The sequence below is a fragment of the Bacteroides sp. HPS0048 genome (assembly GCF_964240755.1).
GTDB classification, from domain to species: Bacteria; Bacteroidota; Bacteroidia; order Bacteroidales; family Bacteroidaceae; genus Bacteroides; species Bacteroides nordii.
The window spans coordinates 299,381-320,204 of record NZ_CAXSVC010000002.1 but is presented as its reverse complement, the minus strand read 5'-3'; the positions used below and the strand labels follow the sequence as shown (position 1 = coordinate 320,204).

The 20,824-nt window shown below is 37.4% G+C and carries 12 protein-coding genes and 2 pseudogenes; 6 read left to right on the top strand and 8 right to left on the bottom strand.

Annotated features, from left to right (window positions below; all coding sequences use genetic code 11):
* Nucleotides 1-33: 33 nt before the first annotated feature.
* From ACESQI_RS02775 to ACESQI_RS02765, 3 genes and pseudogenes are all read left to right on the top strand, one after another.
* Nucleotides 34-570 (top strand): annotated as a pseudogene (locus ACESQI_RS02775) (N-acetyltransferase family protein).
* A 428-nt stretch (nucleotides 571-998) separates the two neighbouring features.
* Nucleotides 999-1,433: a hypothetical protein gene (locus ACESQI_RS02770; protein ID WP_002561373.1), complete on the top strand. Its 435-nt coding sequence runs from the start codon at nucleotides 999-1,001 to the stop codon at nucleotides 1,431-1,433.
* 633 nt (nucleotides 1,434-2,066) lie between these two features.
* Nucleotides 2,067-3,632 (top strand): S8 family serine peptidase, encoded by a 1,566-nt coding sequence (locus tag ACESQI_RS02765; protein WP_373125404.1) that lies wholly within the window; start codon nucleotides 2,067-2,069, stop codon nucleotides 3,630-3,632.
* 316 nt (nucleotides 3,633-3,948) lie between these two features.
* Here the strand turns inward: ACESQI_RS02765 and cas2 are convergent.
* Nucleotides 3,949-4,146 (bottom strand): annotated as a pseudogene (gene cas2 / locus ACESQI_RS02760) (CRISPR-associated endonuclease Cas2); the annotation flags it as partial.
* A gap of 22 nt (nucleotides 4,147-4,168) precedes the next feature.
* On the bottom strand, nucleotides 4,169-8,704 hold the full coding sequence (gene cas9, locus ACESQI_RS02755) for a type II CRISPR RNA-guided endonuclease Cas9 (RefSeq protein ID WP_373125403.1): 4,536 nt from the start codon (nucleotides 8,702-8,704) through the stop codon (nucleotides 4,169-4,171).
* A gap of 703 nt (nucleotides 8,705-9,407) precedes the next feature.
* Here cas9 and abc-f point away from each other — a divergent pair.
* Genes abc-f through nudC form a run of 3 tightly spaced genes read left to right on the top strand, consistent with a single transcriptional unit; the run spans nucleotide 9,408 to nucleotide 12,678 of the window.
* Nucleotides 9,408-10,997, top strand: a complete 1,590-nt coding sequence (abc-f, locus tag ACESQI_RS02750; protein WP_373125401.1) for a ribosomal protection-like ABC-F family protein — start codon at nucleotides 9,408-9,410, stop codon at nucleotides 10,995-10,997.
* 59 nt (nucleotides 10,998-11,056) lie between these two features.
* On the top strand, nucleotides 11,057-11,902 hold the full coding sequence (locus tag ACESQI_RS02745; RefSeq protein ID WP_373125400.1) for a hypothetical protein: 846 nt from the start codon (nucleotides 11,057-11,059) through the stop codon (nucleotides 11,900-11,902).
* Nucleotides 11,899-12,678 carry an NAD(+) diphosphatase gene (nudC, locus tag ACESQI_RS02740; RefSeq protein ID WP_278508553.1) on the top strand — a complete coding sequence of 260 codons (780 nt, stop codon included), beginning with the start codon at nucleotides 11,899-11,901 and terminating at the stop codon, nucleotides 12,676-12,678. The genes ACESQI_RS02745 and nudC overlap by 4 nt, the downstream gene beginning before the upstream one ends.
* Nucleotides 12,679-12,856: 178 nt before the next feature.
* Here nudC and ACESQI_RS02735 read toward each other — a convergent pair whose 3' ends face one another.
* The 6 genes from ACESQI_RS02735 to ACESQI_RS02710 all read right to left on the bottom strand — a co-directional run bounded on the left by ACESQI_RS02735 (nucleotide 12,857) and on the right by ACESQI_RS02710 (nucleotide 20,821).
* Nucleotides 12,857-13,744, bottom strand: a complete 888-nt coding sequence (locus ACESQI_RS02735) for a histidine decarboxylase, pyruvoyl type (RefSeq protein ID WP_195660809.1) — start codon at nucleotides 13,742-13,744, stop codon at nucleotides 12,857-12,859.
* Between the two features lie 263 nt (nucleotides 13,745-14,007).
* Complete coding sequence (locus ACESQI_RS02730; RefSeq protein ID WP_195660810.1) at nucleotides 14,008-14,949, bottom strand: glycosyltransferase family 4 protein; 942 nt, start codon at nucleotides 14,947-14,949, stop codon at nucleotides 14,008-14,010.
* Nucleotides 14,950-14,955: 6 nt separating this feature from the next.
* Nucleotides 14,956-15,984 carry an NAD-dependent epimerase/dehydratase family protein gene (locus tag ACESQI_RS02725; protein WP_373125399.1) on the bottom strand — a complete coding sequence of 343 codons (1,029 nt, stop codon included), beginning with the start codon at nucleotides 15,982-15,984 and terminating at the stop codon, nucleotides 14,956-14,958.
* A gap of 6 nt (nucleotides 15,985-15,990) precedes the next feature.
* A complete protein-coding gene (locus ACESQI_RS02720; protein ID WP_007486550.1) occupies nucleotides 15,991-17,160 on the bottom strand; it encodes a glycosyltransferase family 4 protein in 1,170 nt (389 codons plus the stop codon).
* Nucleotides 17,157-18,719, bottom strand: coding sequence for a heparinase II/III family protein (locus tag ACESQI_RS02715; RefSeq protein WP_373125398.1), 1,563 nt, complete (start codon nucleotides 18,717-18,719; stop codon nucleotides 17,157-17,159). The genes ACESQI_RS02720 and ACESQI_RS02715 overlap by 4 nt, the downstream gene beginning before the upstream one ends.
* Entirely contained in the window at nucleotides 18,701-20,821 is a 2,121-nt protein-coding gene (locus ACESQI_RS02710) for a bi-domain-containing oxidoreductase (protein WP_007486548.1), read from the bottom strand. The genes ACESQI_RS02715 and ACESQI_RS02710 overlap by 19 nt, the downstream gene beginning before the upstream one ends.
* Between the last annotated feature and the right edge of the window lie 3 nt (nucleotides 20,822-20,824).

The following is a 20,824-nucleotide window of genomic DNA, read 5'->3' as shown; positions in this document are numbered from 1 at the left end:
TAACAACATTGCCCATAAAGAGTAAAACTCAAAATGAAAGAAAATCAAACTTATCAATCAAAGATTATGCCATTTACTTTTCGAAAAGCCACCACCGATGATGCAGCCAGAATATGGGAAATCATCCTGCAAGCCAAAGAACAAATGCTTCGGCAACAAAAGCAACAATGGGACGAGACCTATCCCCTACCCGAAAATATAACCAGTGACATTCGGAACGGTTATGCCTGCGTATTATGTAACGAGGGTGTCATAATAGCCTATGGTGCAGTCTCTTTTGATGGCGAACCGGCCTATGAAGCCATCGAAGGTAAATGGTTAAGTGAACAGCCTTATGTAGTAGTTCATCGCCTGGCTGTAGCCGATGAAATGAAGCAAAAGGGCATAGCTACTCTGTTCATGTAAAAAGTAGAAGAATTTAGTCGCGGGAAAGGAATCCATAGTTTCAAGGTAGATACCAATTTTGATAATTTCTACATGCATAAGATGTTAGAACGGCTTGGCTTTGTATATTGTGGGGAAATAATATATGGCAGGGGAGTTAGGATGGCATACGAAAAGCTCTTATAATCCTTACCTCGCAAAAGTACGTATTTAAATATGAGTTAAATACGTAATTAATAGTGACTTAAATACGTACTCTTATACCCTAAAAGTACGTACTTTTATAAGCATTGATTTACAAGATGTTAACTGCACTATTTGTGCTATCCATACTCCTCATAATATATAGCATCGGGGTAGTGAAGTCCGAATTAAGAAATCCACTTTTTTGCTAACTCTTCCAGTTATCGATCATGATTATCGGTTTTAGTTTCAAAATACTCAACACGCTGATTGATAGCACAACTTTTAAGAAGATACTTTATTAAGATACTGTTTAGTTTTTGCCAAAGTAAAAAAAATAGTACTTATGTGTTTCTAAACATACGTAAATATATATCAACCGATACGAACAATGCTATATTTGTAAAATGTTTAACCTAAAAAATATGAATATGGAAAATTTAAAAATTAATTATGTATGCTTAGCTCTTAGTATTCTGTGTTTATTATTAGTTTCATGTAAAGATGATGAAGCATATCCGTATCCAGCTGGTAAAGAGCTGTTAAACTACGAGATGCCTATGTACATAATAGCTGGAGATGGTCCAGAACCAAAACCACTACCTGCTGATTGTATTATCTATTATGATTACCCAGAGGGGGTAAATAGCAACATCCTTTCTAACTTTTGGTTCGAAGGTCGTCTTTATGATACTTATGGTTTATCAGCAAAGATAAAATCTTGGGGAATCACTCCACCAGCAACAGTAAAAGTTCTTGTAACAGGTAAATTTGCTGCAGAAGAGTGTCAAACAAAACCCGATACAAGATCTAACCAAAGCTGTTACGATGTTCTCTTTACTGTTCATTCAATAACCCTTAAATAAAAAAGTATGAGAAAACACACAGTACTATTATTAACTTTGCTATTTTGTTTGAATTTGTCTTCACAAAGACAAATGTCTTACAATACAAAGAATAAAAAGGTGATTAAATTGGAAACAGTCGATACGCTTTCCTACATCTGCTTTAGAAAAGATGTACCAATACATCAACGCAAAGTGAAATTAAGTAATAAGGTTGTAACTATTCGGCAAGAGCAACAATCTGAATTAATACGAATTGACTCCCCAAGTGAAATCACACAGTTAAAGAACGATGGTAATATAGAGTCCGTATATAAAGTTTTGCGTTTTCCAACAGGAAAGGAGTTAGTAGTTCTTACGAATGAAATCTTGGTTAAGGTAAATCCAGGAAAACAAGTATCTTCAGTATTGGATAATTTGAGAATACCATACCTTATGATATCGGAAATAGAAGAGTTATCCGATGTCTCCATTGTCCAGCTGCCAACTTCGGACAATACGTTAGATGTTGTCAATCTGCTTGTCTCTTCACCAGACTTAGTATACGCAGAACCTAATTTTATACAATTTATAGACGGGCCAACATCTACTAATGCAACAACCGATCTTTATTCAACGAATCAATGGTCTATAGTAAATCCGTACGGGTTTACTATGGATGTATTAGCGGCATGGAAGCTATCAAAAGGAAAAGATATTAAAGTTGCTGTTCTAGATGAAGGTGTAGAACTCACCCATCCGGATTTAAAGGATAATTTATTACCAGGCTATGATGCAACTTTGGGTGACGGTCCTGGTATAAATGGTGCGGCAGCTCCAGGTGATTCACATGGAACTGCGTGTGCTGGTATCATTGCAGCATTAGAAAATAATATTGGAATGACCGGTATTGCTCCACAAAGTAAGGTGATACCAATAAGGATCGCAATAGGCTACTATGAAAACGATGAAAAAAAGTGGCGTACCAGCTCTGCCACAATAGCTCGTGGTTTTGGAGAAGCATATCGGCGTGGAGCAGATGTGGTAAGTTGTTCATTTAGTAGCACGAATGTAGCCGCTTCGGTATCAGATGCAATAAATACTCTTACTACAAATGGTAGGAATGGACGTGGTTCTGTTGTAGTGTTTTCAACAGGTAATGATGGCAGTAGTACCGTTAGTCCTTATTGTAACCTGCCTAATGTTATTTCTGTAGGTAATCTCGAAATCACAGGTAACCGTCGGTTCAGTTCTAACTATGGTTCGAATCTAAAAGTGATGGCACCCGGCGCTGGAACTTATACAACGTACCCCTCTGGGAGCTATGGTACCTTTGGAGATACTTCTGCTGCTTGCCCACACGTAGCCAGTGTAGCCGCTTTGATATTATCTCTTAAGCCGAATTTATCTCAGAAGGATGTAGCATCAGCTATATATTCCTCCTGTACTAAACTCCCTGGATATCAATACCCGTCTCCCAATAGATGGAATAATGAAACTGGCTACGGCTTAGTCTCTGCATACGAAGCTATTTTAGCCAGTAAACCATTTACTATGATAGTTCCGGATCTGCTATGTGAATGTGAAACTCATACTTTTTCCATATCAGGTCCTACCGATAGGTGTGATTCTATCGTTTGGAACCTTTATTTTGATAAAGAAATTATATCTGGTAATGGTACTACTTCTGTAGAAGTGCGTATACTTGAAGCTCCCGGATATGCACTACCTTTCGTGGCATCTATCTACTATGGTAATAGAGTTGTTAAGTTAGAAGAGCAGGCTCATGCAGGTGTTCCTGAAACTTATGATATAATAGGTGGTGATGAAGCCACGGAGATGGAATTAACGTATGCTGAAGTAATAATGGAAGGTGCGACCTCTTATACTTGGGAGTTGAAGCAAGGTAGATGTGGAATATGGCCCAATAATAACATAGCAGATTTGCTACCTTACGATACCAACAAAGTTATCATTGTTGTTACCGGATACAACAGGTGCGGTTCTTACGCCGAATGGCTCAGTTTTACTCCTAAACGTAGAGTCTCAGGTCAGAATTCCCGTCAGATTGGTACGAAATCCGTTGCAATATACAACCTCTCATATGAGCTGATTTACTCTGATAAAAACCTGATTAGTCTATTTGATATTAATGCAGTAAATCTGCCATCAGGATTTTATGTAATTGAATCTCAATTAGAAAATGGCATTATCACAAGAGAAAAAGTATACATCCCTTAATATAGCTTCTTAATATCTTAGAAACTCCATGCATGGAGTTTCTAAGATATTATTAACGAATGAAAAGTTTCGATCCCCTTTTATTAAATTTAGTTCTTTTATCTATACTTCAAAGAATAGTAGTTATGTTTAAAAACACAAATTACTATGTCGTGAATATAATAGTTGTGATTGGCTTTCAAATTAACATCTTTGAACCATTGGAAATAGTACGCTCAACTAACATCTGATTATCAACCAGTTATATCTAATTATAGAAAATAAAAAGAGATTGTTTCCAAAAGGAAATCACATATTTCTATAGGATTTTTTTATTTTAAAACAGCTCCAACTGCTGCCCGGGAGTATTAACTCCCTGTATCTTCTTTCCATAAAACAGTTCTATATTTCCAAATTGTTTATCGGTTATACATAATATTCCTACTTGACCATGTTCCGGAAGAAAAGACTTAACCCTTTTTATGTGAGCATCCGCATTTTCGCTACTGGCACAATGACGTACATAAATAGAAAACTACATAATACAATAACCTTTCTTATTTTTGATTGTTTATTTGTGTTATACAACCCAACCTATCAACCCTAATCGGCACACAAACAACCTTAATCATCTCATTATTCCATGATTTCTCCGCCTTATTATTTACTCCCAGCTCAATAACAGGAATTATAGGATTAGACACATTCTGAGGAATGAAGAAACACTGGGGTCCGGAACAGGAAATCATCTTATAGATTCTACCCTTATCCATATTATCCAACCTCATACCATTATTCAATTCATCTGCAGTAGGCACATAAACCAAGTCATTAGGTGACAACCAAAACAATAGCTTATCACCGTTATTATTATTTTCGGGAACAGGAGTCCACCCCAACTTCTCTCTTTCAATAACAACATTCAACGGGATAGTCTCATAGTTCCGTTTGCCATCTTCTGTTTGATAAACAGCAAAGAACAAGTTTGTCCCTTTGGCAGCTTCAACATATTTAGAAGTCTTATTTCCTGATGTCCCAACACTAAATTTGTTTCCTTGTGGCTCACATACGCGTACCTTATATATAGGTTGATGATATTTACCATCATTTAAAGTAGTAAGATTCCTGTTCATCTCATCTATACCATCGGGCGAAAATGCCAGGTTAGGATTATCCTGATTGTTACTCAAATGATTAAGCAGTATCTTTTGTATACCCGTATCCGTAACAGACTCCTTTATCTTCTTCGCATTAAAACTTGTATCCAATGGTTTGCGAACCGCTACTAAAGGTTCAGTAGAATCATTCGTAAAATAATAAACAGCCACTTTTGACAAGTTCAAATCCTTCCAAAGAGATGCGTTTTCCTTAAAATACTTATCTATTCTTTTCTTATCATATTTATATGAATACAACTGAAGTACTTTTTCCTTTAATTTTTTATCAACAATCATTTTCGGAGTATCCAAAGCAAGGCTAAGCCTGACTTCTTTCACCTTCTGAAGATTCACTTTGCCAAAGACCGTATCTTTATGCATCGGTTTTCGTATAGCCCAACTATCGCCATTTATCTGTTTCTCCAATACTTTCTTCCCACTTTCATCAAAATGTACATAATAATTAGTAGTTTTATTTATCACTCTCAAATTCTGCTTAAAACTTACAGTGATATTCTCCAATGCTTTTCGTATATCCTGAGTAAATGCCGGCCAGGGCTTTTTTACAATCCACTTATAATTACCATTATCATCAGTCCGACATTTGGTACACAGCAAACGTTGCAAATCAATACGAGATATTTTTGCTTTTTTACTTGCAGACTCATTACTCAAATAGTTAATATGATTCCGTGTAGCACACGCAATTACAATTGCATCCATTGCATGATGCCGATGATCAATACGCTTTTTGCTGAACCCTTTCTGCATTTCAAGAGGTACTGCCGTTTGAAAAACACGCTTTCCTTCCTTATTTTCCCAACACCCGAATTGTTGACTTCCGGTTAATTCATTTAGTCGTTCAAACCGGGGATAGATAATCGAATTCCAAACATCATTTACTCCCCAATCTCTCTTCAGCCGATCTGTAACACCACCTGTACATACTATTACATTCTTAGAAATAGCTTCCGGCTCATACTCTCCGTTCGAGTCCTTCTCACGTACAATATTTGATAACAAGCTTTTCACGACCTTACTAATGTAACGGCTATCATTCAGTTGGCGTTCTATAAACGTCTCTGGTATATCATCCATTAATAATCTCTTCATTTTACTGCCTATACCAGAATAATTGGCCTTCACAAACTTTTCATAAGCTTCTATAGAAAAAATCTGAACTACTTTGCCAAAACCTATTTCTACATATTGCCCATGATGATTCTTAATAAACTCATATCCAAGCTCATTACTCTTCAGCTTATTCACTTCAGCCTCGCAAATAACCTTGTTACTAAAAGAATCATCAAAATAACGGGATTGGGGGATTATATGCTCTATCTCATAGGCCGACGTAAAGAGCTTCCCTAATGGAATAATGTCACCAGTATAAGGAGAACGATATTTCTGTTCCAGCCATAATTTATAACGCAGAAACTCCGATTTCGTAGGACGTTTCTTTAAATCACTCTCTCTAAACTTCTTTAAAACAGCACTAATATCCTCCGGAATTTCTTCAACACTATTGAGCACCGTATCCTCATAGATTCTAAGTATCTCCTGCTGACCCGGCGAATATGGACGTACGTTCTCTATTTCGTACTCAGAGTTGATAAACTCCGCTAACAAAGCTTTAATACGTAAATTGGTGTTTTCATTTTCTACTATTTGAGCAGTCATCTTTGCCCGCTTATCAGCCGGATTCTTTATTTCACGCCCCAGTTCAACATGTATTTCATCAATCTGCCCTATACGTTTCCAAATATCACGGACAGTACGCAATGTTTCTGTAATAACCTGCTCTACAATAGGGTTTCGCAATGAATGTTGCCTGAACAACCGGAGATATGAGTCAATATCCTCAGGACTCTCCCATTTAGCAATAGCCCTGGCTTCAGAATGCCTGTTATACACAACATAACAAGACAACCACAACGGAAGTCCCTTAAAGTCTGTTATATCCGACAGCTTTATAGCTTTTTCCCTCACTCTGTTATGGATATTCTCATCCCATTCACCTGTAATAATCTTATCAATCCGTTCTTTCGTTTTATCATCAATATTCGATAGTTCCCAATACTTCCCCATCCTCATCAGTGGCAAAAGCTTCTTGATTGCTTTAGCAGAGTATGCACCATATTCTTTTCTGAAAGGAGGCAGTTTCTTAAATACATCCGCAAAACGATCATCCAAATCATGTTTAGAAGCAAACTTTCGTAAAGCACTTTCAATCTCAATTTTATCTTCTACCGAATAGAGTATATGCCACAAAGCTTCTTCCACCTCCCGGGATAAGAAATCAGCAGAAACACCCGCTTTTTGCAAACCATTCAATATAGCATTTCTTGTTTCATTGCATGGATATGATTTATCTTCTACGTAATTCCAGCGATATTCAGTAAAAGTCTTTTTCAAACCGAATTGCGAATTTTTCAGAAAAGCTTTCTGGTCTACCTCTTTCCGATCATTAAGCCATTCAAATAAAGTAGTATAATCATCTTCTGTTTTAAGAAAATCAGGCGTCACATCCACATCCGTTTCCAACTTACCATCATCCATAACCCTTTCTCTCTGATAAATCCGTATATTAGAGATAAACTGCCACAAACGAAACTCCTGAAAAAGAGGATGGGATTTTGCAATACATTTAATGGGTGCTTGCTTTACCTCTCCTGTTTCCCGATCCATATACTGATTCTCCTCATAAGGACAATTATCTATCAATGACTTTTTAGTTTTCAGAGGACGTTGATAAAAGATAATATCATCTATGAATAAATAAACAAAATCTCTACCGGAGATATTATTCTTATGTGCCTCATTACTGACATATAAGGCGTCGATACATGCTCTGTATAAATCCCGGTCCTGTAACTCCGGATGGAAGGATAGCTGCTTTTCTAAAATCAAACGCAACTCTTCCTTATAAAATTTACGTTCGACCGTCCGCACCAGTCTACCTTTTATTTTTTGATTCGGATTTTGTAACAAGGCATCATAGATATAACATCCCAACGTTTTATGGCTATTTGCAATATCAGACTCCGTCTTTTTCTTTATCAACGTCCCGTCATCTTCTTTCGGTGCACGGAAAGAACGTTTCACCCCTCCATATTTATCCAGTTTGGGCGTTCCATCTTCATTAAGATCTGTTGTCACGATGAATTCTTTCACTTTCCCTTCCCAATCCAAAGGGATGTTACTGGTTCTACGATAAATCCACCCGTTCTCCAAATGAACATTATACCAGGTGTCTTTTCCTTTCTTGTCATCAGTAGCCTCCACTTTAACAACCCTCAAAGCATAAAACTCCACAAGCTTATTGGATTGCTCTTCCTCTTCTTCTCCACGTAACTGATAGTATCCACGCTTTTGATTAAAATTTAAAATAATCCATGCAAGCTCTTCTTTAGATATCCCTTCTGTCAATGCTTTTTTGCGAAGATAATAGAGAGTCCAGTCATAGGGCACCTTTTTACCTTCGGAAACAAATACAGGCTGATGAGTAGCAAAATCAGTTAACATGGCTTCAAACGAAGCCTGAAATATGAATTCAAATTGTCCCATAGAGTTTTTCCTCCAAGGTAACTTCGGCTCTGTATTTTTCTTAATTTTACCAGGATGATTTTCAAAATCTATATCATTGACATAATGTTCGGGAAGAAAGCCTAATATCTGTAATACTTTATGCAACCGTTCACGACGCAGTAATTGACGCTCACGTAACCGACGAATACTTCGATAAGAAGTCCGCTCCGCTGTCTGAGATTTTGTAACTCCGTTATCAAAATTTCCTAATACAGCAGCATCCATAGGAATAATCCTACTCCCGGCCAATTCAATATTTCTCTTTTCAACTGATTCATCTGCTACACTATTTATTACAGCCCACCCTATACTATTTGTTCCTAAGTCCAGTCCTAATATCTTTTTCATACTGCATTAAATTTAAATATATACAAATATATAATTATTTATTGTAAAAAGAGTTTTATATTAATTTTTTTATTATATTTGCCACACTAATTTGAAAGCAAGTCACAATAAGGATTATTCCGTTGTGAAAACATTTAGGTTGCCCTCGTCCTTCTACGGGGGCTTTTATTTTGATTCATCCTACAAATGCGTAGTTCGTTAATAATGTTAATTCATTTTTTAACACCCCTGATTTTGCTTTATAAGAATGTACATTTTAGCATATCAAATGTGTACATTTTAGTATCACAAAGATGTACAATTAACACTCGCATAATTGTACACTCTTGCCTATCTTTAAACAGAAGTTTTATATTCATTATCAATCAGCAGATTACATCAGAGTGAGTATTTATATTCTACCTTATATTCTCTCTTAAAGGATTTTTATAATTGCTTTTTTGACAACTACACATTTATCAAATGAATCTTTATTTTGTCTATTCCATTTTTTAATCTATCTTTGCCGCCGAATCAATTTAAACTACCCCGATGAGAATATCCAAGTAAGACAACACATTTCGGTAAACATCACTTTTTATATGCTATCTTTCTATTGACGCTAAGCATCACAAACGTGTATGTTTAGCCACTATTGTGTTTGTCCCTCCCCTCCTTTTTTTTAATTATCCCAAGTATTTAACATTCAAACCCAGTAGTTAGTATGAGTATATCCATTCAACAAATCACGTATATACATGCAGATAAAGAAATTCTGTTTAAAGACCTTAACCTCTCTGTAAACAAGGGACAAAAGATTGCATTAATCGGAAATAATGGTTCGGGCAAATCGACCCTGCTACAGATTATAGCCGGATGGCTGCCGCCTTCATCAGGAACGGTGGTCCGGCCGGACGATATCTATTATATTCCCCAACATTTCGGGCAATATGACGGACAGACCATTGCACAAGCCTTACGAGTAGACAAAAAAATAGAAGCGCTACACGCCATACTGAACGGTGATGTGTCTGTAGAAAACTTTAATACTCTTGATGAAGATTGGAATATTGAAGAAAGAATACAAGCAGCTTTAGAGTCCTGGGGATTAGGAGATAAACCAGCCTTACTCCCCCTGTGCCAACTCAGTGGCGGAGAGAAAACCCGGGTATTCCTGGCTGGTATGGAAATACATTCTCCCTCCGTAATTCTGCTGGATGAGCCGACCAACCATCTGGATATTCAAGGGAGAAAACGGCTTTATGATTTCGTAAAGAAAGCAGCTTCCACACTTATTGTTGTCAGCCATGACCGGACACTGCTCAATCTGCTGAACACCACCTGTGAACTTACAAAAAACAACATCACCACTTATGGAGGCAACTATGAGTTTTATAAAGAACAAAAAGGGATCATGCTAAATGCCCTACAACAACAACTCGAAGAAAAAGAGAAAGAACTACGATTAGCCAGAAAGATAGCCCGCGAAGTGGCCGAACGAAAAGAAAAACAGAATGTGCGTGGCGAGAAAGCAAGTGCCAGAAAAGGCACTCCTCGCATTATGATGAATGTACTGAAAGACAGGGCAGAAAAGAGTACCACCAAACTTAATGATATACATGCTGAGAAAGCGGAAAAGTTAATCGGTGAGATGGCTCAAATCAGAAGTTCCCTATCTGATGCGGCAGTATTAAAAACTGATTTTGATACTTCAGGATTACGCACCGGGAAAATTCTGATTACGGCAACCGATATTAATTTTGGCTATGAAGACGAGCTGTTATGGAAAGCTCCACTCAGCTTTCAATTGAAAAGTGGTGACCGTCTTTGCATTGAAGGTTCAAATGGATGCGGTAAAACCACTTTGCTCAAACTCATCACCGGAGATATCACGCCCAAGGAAGGAACATTAATCCGTGCCGATTTCAAATATGTCTACCTCAATCAAGAGTACTCTATCATTCAGAATGAACGGAGTGTTCTTCAGCAAGCGGAAGCTTTCAACATTCGCAACCTGCCCGAACATGAGGTAAAAATCAGGCTCAACCGCTATCTGTTCCCCTCCACAGTATGGGATAAACCTTGTAAAAAACTCAGTGGCGGAGAAAAGATGCGGCTTGCCTTCTGTTGTCTGATGATCAGTAACAATACACCCGATATGTTTATTCTGGATGAACCGACCAACAACCTGGATATTCAAAGTATAGAAATCATCACATCGACTATCAGAGATTATACAGGCACAGTGCTGGTAGTATCACATGATAAATATTTTATAAATGAAATAGGAGTGGAAAGGAAAATCATCCTTTAAAATTCATATCTTTGTAACTCTATTAAATCAGAGGTATTCCTGATGAGAGCATAAAGAGAATGAAAGAACTAAGCAACAAGCTACTACCTATACAGATAGAAGGAGAACTGAATAAAGAGTGGGATTTTTTATCCGAAGAATATATCGAACTACTGGCAAGAACCGGACGGGGAATGAAGTATTCCCTGTCGTTTCCGGTAGAGAGTCATGTAAGTGTCACCTCTCCCCGCACAGGAATAGTATGGAACATTATGATCATGCTTGAAGATCCAAAGGTCATTCATTACGCCTTTTATACCTTCTATACCAACGAATATGGTGAAAGAGGCATCTACCTCATCGACGAATACAGGTGTAGCCGGGTGACGCCCCACTATATGAAGAGGCTCAACAGCCGGTATCTGAAGCCAAAAGGTATCCGGTATAATGACGAACATGACATAATCAGATTCATCTACCTGTCTCTTCTGAAAGATACCGTCATGTGTGGGCATCGCAATACAAAATACCTGGCACACAACGAAGGACTAAGTGTAATAGACCACGCCGGAAACGGAACGGTCACTTACATCACTTTTGTAAACAAAGAAATGCTGCGGGAATATCAGGAACCTTTTGACAAGCGTCGGAAGCTGATGTACCTCATCAAAGAACACCCGAATGCTAAAGAACCACGCCGGCAGTTAAAATTATTAATGGAAGAATTGGGACTCGATTTTCCCAAAGAATATTCCAGTATCAAACCCCGCCGGAAAGATCCCATGCAAGCCATGCAAACAGCCTGCGAAAAGGCACAAATGAGACAGGTGAGAATGCCGGAAACGGGAACCACTATTGGATGCGGACGCCCGTCAAAACAGCAATGGATCAATGAATCGGATATAAAAAAGTTATTAAAGAAATGAGCAAATTAACTACTACCTGGTGGATTGTATTCTACAAAGACCAGCTACTACTTAAAAAGCAGAATAATAAATTGACAATCCCTTGTAACGAACAACCTCCTATACCTATCCCGGCAGATACCCATATACACGAAATATGTATTCTGGAGGGACAGCCCTGCAAAGCCTTCGTAGTCAGCCATCCCATAGAAGAATCCGACGAATATTGTATGACCGGGCTACGTGCTTCTTATGATTTTATCCCATTGAAACAATACCATACAGCCGGAAAAGCTTTTGAAATACTACATTGGGATCAGCATAGCCGTTTCTGCCCGGTATGTGGCACAAAAACGGAAATGAAAGATGCTATCATGAAGAAGTGCCCGACATGCGGAAACGAAATGTATCCTTCTATTTCGGCAGCCATACTGGTGTTGGTACGTAAAGAAGATTCGTTACTATTGGTACATGCACGAAATTTTAAAGGAACTTTCTATAGCCTGGTAGCAGGTTTTCTGGAAACCGGAGAAACACTGGAAGAATGTGTAATGCGCGAAGTAAAAGAGGAAACAGGACTTGATATTAAAAACATCACTTATTTTGGTAACGAGCCGTGGCCCTATCCCAGCGGGCTAATGGTAGGATTCATTGCCGATTATGCCGGCGGAGAAATCAGTTTACAAGACGAAGAGTTGAGTTCAGGAGCTTTCTACACACGTGAGAACCTACCGGAACTGCCACGTAAACTCAGCCTGGCACGTAAAATGATCGATTGGTGGATAAAAAACAATTAAAAAAGAGATACAGGTTACGAAGCACTTACAAACTACAAACGAACAACTTATGAATGAAACGAACACTCCGTTCCTCTCTCAAAAGTATCAATAAACCCGTGTGCCCTCGCAACCTGTATTTTCTCTTTCTATAATCCTGTAATAAGAAACCAATGAATGTATAAAAGGGAAGGCTTCATTACCAGATAGTCAACTCTTCAAGTTTCAATTTCTTTTCCCACTCGCTGATAGTGAGTTGACGCAGGTCGGAAGCTTGCATACCCTCAGGAATTGCATTCTGAGCGAGGTTAATATAAGGGGCACAGGTAAGAGCGCAACCTACCTGATGAGGTTCTACGAATGTGTATTTGTAACCTACATAGATACGTTCGTATTCCACTCCCTGATCTTGTCCGCACAAGGCAATACTATTGGTCACTTTGCGAAGAGTACCTTCAAGATAGCCAATCATCTCAGACTCTGTAGTAGAATCATTTCCGTAGGTATTGGCATCTTCTATGAAAAGAGAAGAACCTTTACTACGGTTTTTCAGAATAGCAATACCTATGGCAGACCATACCCATAGCGGACCACGGGCAGTGACATCCTTATTAGCACAGATAATGTGTGAACCGGGCATAGGCGGAAAACGACGTTGTTGCTCTTTACCGAACAAGCGCTCGGTAGCTTCGAGTAGCGGACGAACATTGTAAACAGGAATATCAGGTCCATCAGGTTGAGATTGCATGTACATCGGCTTTTCCGCTCCACTTGCAATGTCGTCATGTTTAGCAAGGTCAAAACCCCAGACCGCACCATTCAGTCCACAAAAAGAAGAGACAGTAAGCATGTTGATCTGACCAATATAAGCATCATTCTTCTCGCAACGGTCATAAGAAACAATGTTCTCGGTTACTGTATCGAGGTCTTTCACATCGACTGTACCGACGGAGAGCTTCATGGTAGAGATGTATCCCTCACCAGCACCGGGATTCATATATCCCATGCAAAATTCTTTACTTGGCCCCACGGCCTGATTAATCACTTTTGAGGCATCATACTTGATGTCAGCTACTAAATCTTTCATATTACTATTGGTTTAGATGTTGCTCATAGAACAACGTTTAACACAGAATGATTAGCCCCAATAGTCTAAAGAATCAAAAAAAAACGAAACGTACTTCCCGCACGGGAAGGTTCGCCAAGCGATGGAAAGATATAAAAAAAGAAAACCTCCAAAGCAAGGTTACTCCGGAGGCTATTTATAAATATAAAAACTAAGCCCTATACAGACTCTGTTTTTCAATGTTTCATATCTCTTGTGTCAAAGACAAAACACTGTAATCTGTTTCAACACAAACAAAAATACCTTTTCATGAATAACACATAAATAATACTCAACAACACAACTATTCCCAACAAATAAAAATATCCCCACTCTGCGAACACCAAATAGCCAACTATAACAGCTGCTTGTACCATCATATAAATTGAGGAAACTGCTACATGCGGTATCTTCAATTCATTTGCCATGATCTGATACAAGTGTTTTCGATGTGGTAAACCAATGTTCTCATGAAGCATCAGGCGATGAATGATAGTCAAAACACTATCTACACCATATACCACAAGCAGAATAATCCAACTAAAATCCCCTGTCTTGATGATCAGCTTACCGATAAGAAACAGGATGATAAATGCAATACTGACCGACCCTACATCACCGGCAAAACACTTCGCACGCTTTCGGAAATTAAAGAAATTGAAAACCAGTACAGCACAAAGCGATGTATAAATAAAATCTGCCTCTACGAAAGAAACTATTTTTGTATTGATATATGCCAATGCTCCTAAAACGACTAATGAATAACCTCCGGTGATCCCATTAATACCATCCATGAAGTTATAAGCATTGATAATACCTGTACAGACAATCAGAGCAATAATAAACGTCCACCAGGGAAGAGAGAATAATCCCCACTGATAGAACATCAAAGCCATAGCAGAGAAATGAAACACTAATCGCAATACCTGAGAGGTAGAGCGGATATCATCTATAAAGCTGATAAAAGTGATCAGTGTCAGGGCAAGCATGAACCAAGGATATTCAAAATGGTTCGTAAGGAAATAAGCTAATACGCCGAAATAGAAGATGATTCCCCCACCCCTCAAAGTGATCCGGGTGTGTGAACTGCGTTCATTGGGTTTGTCGATGATGTTGTATTTATCGGCAATACGGAAATAAAAAAGTTCCGCTAAGAAAAGCAGAACTAATATAAAAAAATAATACATGAGTTATTAAATTTCTTCAAATGAACGAATCGTTTTTACTAATCCTTCTTTTGCTGTAACAGGTAGCTTATCTATCCCCAAAGCTGCTTTTATCTTTACGTTACTTACTACGTAATTCTCCGTCAACTTCCGAAGACGTTCTGTATTTAAAGGTAAGTGAAACAAGGTACCCAACCTTGCACAACCTTCCATTAAACTTATATTCACCCTCCAGATATGTGGTTGTTTTCCCATAGTTTCACACATGATAGCAATCAATTCATTAGTAGACAACGCTTCGTCGTCTCCCATATGATAGATACCACCCGGAACGTCCCTCGTCAATAACCCTTCTACTACGTAGCAAAGATTATCTATCGAAGTAAACGAACGACGATTCTCAAAAGCTCCCAAAGGCCATGGAATGCCTTTCTTCACCACATTATAAAGTAAATTCAGGTTCCCTTTATTCCCCGGCCCATGTATCATACATGGTCTTAGAATATAAACCTGCTTGTTTAATTGACAGTGGACAGTGGACAATTGACAGTTAGCTGCGCTATCATGCTGCATAGCAACTGTCCATTGTCCACTGTCCACTGTCAATTTATTAATAATGTACTCTTCCGCCTTAATCTTACTTTCTCCATAAGGACCAACAGGAGTTGGAATAACATCCTCGGTGAGTATATCCCCTACTACGCTATCGGCAGCAGCTTTAACAGAACTGAAAAAAATGAATTTCTTAGCAGAAGATTGAAGAAAAAAATCAAAGATCTTTTGAGTCAAGCCGGTATTGATATCAAAATAAACCTGTGTAGCAGATTGATTTTTTGTATCATGAGCCTTACCAGCAAGATGGATAATAGCATCAAAATGAGGCAGATTGCGCATAGGAAAAGAAGACATCTCTATATCTTTCCAAAAAAAAGTTTTCACTACCCCCTCTTTCTCAGGACAGATAATATCAAGGCCATAAAGTACATGTTCTTTTCTTAAAGCTTTCACTAGATTGGAACCCACAAAGCCATGAATGCCAGAAACAAGAATATTCATAGAACTTTATTTAAATTTTAAAATATCATGAGCCATTTCGTGCATAATCTTTTTCCTTGAAAACTTTTTTCGAAACTCACTCCTTTCCACAAAAGATAAAGTATAATTTCTTAGTTTATCCACAAATTCTCCGACATTAGTAGGACTGAATAAAATATGATTTGGTAAGTTTTCTGCTACAAATTTAGCAGCATAACCACTCACTCCGGCAATTACCGGTTTATCAAAAACCCCATATTCGAATAGTTTGGAAGGAAGGACCTTTTTAAAAGCTTCCAGATCATTCAGGTGCAAAAATAAGAAGGTAGATTGACGATAATATTCCAATAATTCTTTTCTGGATATAGGGTCAATCAATTCCACATTATGTACCTGTAATTCGTCCAATTTTTGTTGTAAAAGAGATTTTGTCCCACCATCGCCGATCAGACGAAATAGATATTTATTACCCAATTGTTTGGCAGCCTGTGGAATTATTTTTTCTAAACCTTGACCACTGCCCATATTGCCTGCATATGTAATGATCATTGGATTCTGTTCTGATCTGGTACCTTTTGTATCGATAGATAAAAAAACATCATCAATCCCATTGGTAAAAAAAGAATAAGTTGGATGCTGGAATTTACTAAAATAGTCCTTAAATCCTTCTGATACTAAATTAATATGGTCCGCACGAGAAAACGTATACCGCTCAATCAATTTAGCAAACAACACAACAGGAACCTGAATCAGTTTTTTGCGTCCTAAAACATCTTTCATCGTATCAACAAAGATATCACGAATATCCAGATACAAAGGAATATGTTTTCCTGCAGCAATCCTACGTCCTAAAAAAGCAGTGAATAAACGAGAAGATGAAGCATAGACTAAATCATATTCCTGCCCTTTTACCAGTTTCATGGCTTCACGATAAAACACAGAAAATGATTTAGCCTGGTCCAACATACCATTCTTATGTTCAGGTATAGCAATCCTATTAATTACATAATTATCTCCTTTTTCTTCCCTCTGTGCAGCAACCTGAAAAGTTCTATAACGATTAGGCAGTGTAGTGATGACATGAATAAAATCATTCTCATCCGATCTTCCTCTGATTTCTTCGAATAAAGGCGTGTTTCTAAATGAACCCGCACAAAGGTCCGGTTCAAAATAGAAAGACAAAAATAACAGTCTCATTTGAATATAGTTTCCAGTTTGTTTTTAAAAGCGATGCAAATACCCTTTGAGGGAATTCTCTTATTGAATTCAGGAGCATAGTAAGAATCAAATGATTCAATTCGTGAAGCACCTATGATTGAAATAGAATAATCCATTCCTTTTATTTCATCATGAATCAGTTCTATTTTCTCATCCGGATGAAAATGTAAATATGCAATAGCCTCACCATTTGTCGTATCTTGAATGGTTAAAGTATCGTTGTGAATTTTGAAGGAACGGGAATGTATTCTTTTTTTAGATTGATAACCCGAATGCTTAGCAACGATGCGAGCCTTTGTATCTTCCAATATTGTGACATAAGCCCGTTTTCCCACTCTATGACCTGCCCAAACCTGACTTGAATTACCATTACCAATCACTACTGTATTATGAGCCATCGTTGATCGCTCATAAAAGCGGGTTTCATTTACATCATAAGTGGAAGTACCTGTGTGTACAATAACCGGACGGTCATTGATGTGTAGTTCAAAACTAAATGTATCGGCATGTGCATGCCCCGGCTGGTAATCGGGACCGACCTTAGCTACGTCTAAAAAACACTCCATTTTATCTGATTCTAATTTTCGATATCCGGAGTCCGATAACTTAGACTTGGTAAAATCCAATCCTAGACGCTTTGCATAGGTAAATAAATCAGTTGGAGTCGGTGCTACGCCAAAAGCCGCATCGTTGAATAATGGGATATCACCGTTATTAAAAGTTATCGCCGATAACCATTCTAACATTATAATAGCCTCTTTCTCAAGAAAAGGAAGCAATTCTTTATTAAAGGAAGAATTATTCTTCACAAAATTATAACAGTCCAACACCCGCAGCAGTATTATACAATGGTACATAGGACTTAATTCAAAGTTTCCGCCATCATTTAAGGTTTGCTCTTTCAGTTCAGGAATTAAAATAGCCTTAGCTTGTTTATAGAATTTCTGGTTATTAAAATAATAAGCACCGAAAAGTAATGCAAATCCATTCTCTAACAGATGATTCCCTAATAAATGATATTCCAGTTTATGTGTAAGCAAAACTAACTGCTGGAATAGAATCCCATTGTATAAATCATTGTTTATTTTGTACTTAACTAAAAAATGAATCCAATTAGTACATCTTAATGAAAGGGGATAAGCTTCTAATCCGACAATACAATGGGGTAATTGGTCTATAAAATCATCTATAAGAATGATACCTTCTTCTTTCGATATATCTTTCTGATTTAAATATTCAAAATAATTGAGATTATATGTCCACAGTCTCCCATACCCTAACCAGTTCCAATTTATTCGATCACCAAAAGAGTGAGATAAATTCAGGAAAGAAAAGTTTTTATTTTTCGAGATATAAGTTGAATTGAAAGAAAAAGTGTTTTCGAATGTCAAGGCTGAAACCTTAACAGGTTGTATGTTGTCCCAATTCGGTCCTATAGGGAAAAATGATCTAAAGATCTGTTTTCCCCTATAAAATAACTGAATGGGCTTTAAATGCTTAAGTGTATTGTATAATGTGATTATTTTACTTCCACCCATTTGTTTCCTTTCAAACTTTCAATACAAGCAAAAGATGCTTTGGTAGTATTAACTATACTTTCAAAAGGAATCAATGCTTCCCCACCCTTTTTAATACGCTCATTCAGCAACTTAAACTGAGTTTTATGTCCTTTGTCCATTCTTGAGCTAATAGATGAAAAGCCTTTTATACCATATCCTGTCAACTTTCTCCAGTTGTCCAATATAAGGATACGTTCTTGTGAAAAGACTTCCACACGTTCTTTTGCATACGATTTTGAACCGTTTGCAAAATAGTTTATAACAGCATTCGAACCATTCTCATATCTTAATAAAATACTAACGTTATCAGTATTTTCCTGAGGATTCTTCCCCAACGCATTCATACAAACTGAAATGACTTTACTATCAGCCAAATATGAACATAAATCTATAAAGTGGCAAGCTTCCCCTATGATACGTCCACCTCCTATTTCAAGATCATGTACCCAAACATCCACTGGTATGAAACCAGCATTCATAGTTGCTACAATATTCTTTGGAGCATTTCCCATCAATTGCTTCATCTTCATGGCAAAAGGAGAAAACCTTCGATTAAATCCGACAGTCAATGTTATTTTTTCAGAAGAATTTTGATATGCTCTTATTATTTCATTTAATTGTTGCTCATTCAAACAAAGAGGTTTCTCTACAAATACACTTTTTCCAGCTTGTAAAGTTTCAAGAACCATTGAAGCATGCAAATTATGACGAGTAGTTATAATAACTAAATCGACATCATTATCTTTTAATATTTCTCTATAATCAGATGTTGCATATGTTGCATTTACTTTCTTAGCTAGAACTTTTGCAGAAAGTCCTTGGGCACTCGCTATATATTTTATATTCGCCTTCGCTTTTGCTAACGAAGGTAAAACAGTTGCCGACGTAAAGTTTCCCGCACCAATAATGCCCATTTTCCCCTTTGTATTTACAAAATCTCTCGTGTTTATAGAAATAACTGTTTCTATCTTAGTATCAGTGGGAAACTGAATAATAGAAGCAATGGAACCTTGTTTACGCATATCCCCATAGATATATAGATAATGCTCCAGTGACACCTTTTCTGTAATCAATGATTTAACATCCAAAGCACCGGATGAAATAATCTGGAGAATTGTTTCAAAATTTCGTTTTTCGGTCCAACGAACATAAGGTAGAGGATAATCTTGGCCTTTATATTCATAATTCTCATCATACCGTCCTGGACCATACGAACATGAAACTTGGAAAGATAATTCCTTTTTATAAAAATCATCACGCCGCATATCCAATCCTATAACTCCAACGAGTACTATTCGTCCTCGTTTACGAGACATTTCACATGCCTGATGAATCACATCATTACTTTTAGCTGAAGCTGTAATTAACACACCATCAGCACCAACCGATTCTGTAAGTTCTGTAACATACTTTACTATATCAAGTCCTTTTGAAGGATTAATAGCTATTATACCTTTTTGTCTTGCAATATCTACTTTTTGTTGATCAAAGTCAACTCCTATCACTCGACATCCATTAGCTTTCAATATTTCAGCAGAAACCAACCCTATCAAACCCAGTCCTATCACTACAATTGTTTCACCCAATTGTGGATTGAGTAAACGAATTCCTTGTAAACCAATAGAACCAATCACGGTAAATGTGGCTTCGTCATCACTTACATTATCCGGGATCTTTGCTACTAAATTCTTAGGTACACATACAAATTCTGCATGATTACCATTTGAGGCGACTCTATCACCGATTACGAAGTCTGTAACACCTTTACCTATTGCTACAACTTTTCCAACATTACAATAACCCAATGGTAATGGTTGCCCCAATTTATTAAAAACAGCTTCAAGTGTCGGCTGTAGACCATCCGTTTTAATTTTATCAAGTACTTGTTTTACTTTATCTGGTTGTTGTCTAGCTTTATCTATCAAATTGGCCTTACCAAACTCAACAAGCATTCTTTCAGTTCCTAATGACACTAATGTTCTTGTTGTTTGGATTAATACAGAACCTGACTTGACCTGAGGTACAGGTACTTCCTCTAATATGGTTTGACCAGATTGTAGGTCTTGAATGATTTGCTTCATAAG